This is a genomic window from Staphylococcus sp. NWU MK-U1 (assembly GCF_033283505.1).
Taxonomy (GTDB): Bacteria; Bacillota; Bacilli; order Staphylococcales; family Staphylococcaceae; genus Staphylococcus; species Staphylococcus haemolyticus.
In genome coordinates, this window is record NZ_JAVSMG010000021.1 from 1 (window position 1) to 667 (window position 667).

The 667-nt window shown below is 37.5% G+C and carries 1 protein-coding gene; it reads right to left on the reverse strand.

Annotated elements, in window-relative coordinates; all coding sequences use genetic code 11:
• Positions 1 to 3 precede the first annotated feature (3 nt).
• Positions 4 to 667 (reverse strand): IS30 family transposase (locus tag SBL16_RS12130; protein WP_104885312.1); only part of this gene is annotated, 664 nt, incomplete at its 5' end.

Consider the following 667-nt stretch of genomic DNA (forward strand, 5'->3'; position numbering starts at 1 on the left):
AAATTAAGCGAGACAAAACTTTCCATTTACGTAACTCAAAAAAACTTCTAATGGTGTTTGGTAATTTAGTGATTTTCTAGGGATATGGTTTCTTTTGGACGCAACGGATGAGATGAATCCTTGATTGACTTGGTTGAAGTCCATTTCTTTTGGTAGTCCATCTTTTCGGAGGAGTCCGTTTGAATGTTCATTTAATCCCCGTTGGGAAGGCGTTCCTGGGTCTGCGAAATAAATATCAATATCATTCGTATTACTAATACTTTTCCAATTAGAGAATTCTTTTCCACAATCAAAGGTAATTGATTTGAAAAGATTTTTGGGTACGGATTGAAGCCATTCATTAATCGAATTTTCAATATCAACTGCCTTACGGCCTTCTGGTTTCAAGGCGATAATGGCTTTTGAAAGTCGCTCAACGAGTGTGATGACGGCACTTTTATGGTGGATGCCGACAATCGTATCACCCTCTAAATGTCCAAATTCTTCTTCGAAAACGACATAATCTTTTTTACGCTCAGAAATATTTCTTTTGAATGCCTGTTTTCCACGTTTTTCCTTATAACCATTTGGTTTTCGTTTTCCTTGCATCGGTAAATGTAAAACATTGAATTCTCCCGTCTTAAACCGGCGATAGAGGGTACTTACTGAACAAGAGAAGGTTCGCTCT